The organism is Sphingomonas endophytica (assembly GCF_001476895.1).
GTDB lineage: Bacteria > Pseudomonadota > Alphaproteobacteria > Sphingomonadales > Sphingomonadaceae > Sphingomonas > Sphingomonas endophytica_A.
The window spans coordinates 1-739 of sequence record NZ_LDTB01000205.1; the positions used below are offsets into that span (position 1 = coordinate 1).

Consider the following 739-nt stretch of genomic DNA (forward strand, 5'->3'; position numbering starts at 1 on the left):
GGTCCAGGCGTCGCGGGCGAGCAGCGCCCGGGCCGCCGCCTGCCCGAGATCCTCGGCCGTCTCCTCCTCGATCAGGTCGGGGCCGAACCGCGCGTGCATCAGCTGGCTGACGGCGAGGTCGGCCTCCGTCAGGGCCTGGCCGAGATCGGGGCCCTTGTTGCTCATGGCGAGGCCGCCCGCCCGCATGGCGAGGGCCAGAGGGGCCGCCTCCTCGGCGAAGGCGAGCCTCGCCGCGAGGACATCCGGCGCGGGTGCGGTGGGCGACAGGGTCATGCGGCGAACAGTCCGGGGCCTCGGAGCATCAGGGCCTGGACGAGGGCCAGGGTCTTGAGGTCGGGCAGGCGGCCGGCCCGGGCCTGTTCCGCCAGCGCGGTCAGCGGCATCTCCACGACCATCACCTGCTCGCCCTCCGCGTGCAGCCCACCGCCGGGACCGACCCGGTCGGCGGCGCCGTAGGGCGCGAGGTAGAGCCAGAGGCGCTCGGAAGACACGCTCGGCATGCTGTAGGCGTGCGCGACCGGCTCGAGCCGGGTCAACCGAACGCCCGCCTCCTCCATCGCCTCGCGGATCGCGGTCGCCTCGGGGGCGTCCCCGTCGAGTCCGCCGGCCGGGGCTTCGTCGAACTCGGCCGACTCCCCCCAGAACGCGGGCCCGACCCGCGCCTGCCGGACGAGCAGCGCCACGCGCCGCTCGGGATCGTACGGCAGCACGCAGGCGGCCTGCCCGTGATCCTCCAGCG

Annotated in this window: 2 protein-coding genes; both read right to left on the reverse strand. The window is 75.6% G+C overall.

Going from position 1 to position 739, the window contains the following annotated elements:
- Positions 1–273: hypothetical protein (locus tag NS334_RS16750; RefSeq protein ID WP_206542713.1), on the reverse strand; the 273-nt coding region annotated here is incomplete at its 3' end.
- Positions 270–739, reverse strand: a 470-nt coding sequence (locus NS334_RS16755; protein WP_058756998.1) for an NUDIX domain-containing protein, incomplete at its 5' end; no start/stop codon positions are given. The genes NS334_RS16750 and NS334_RS16755, both read right to left, overlap by 4 nt.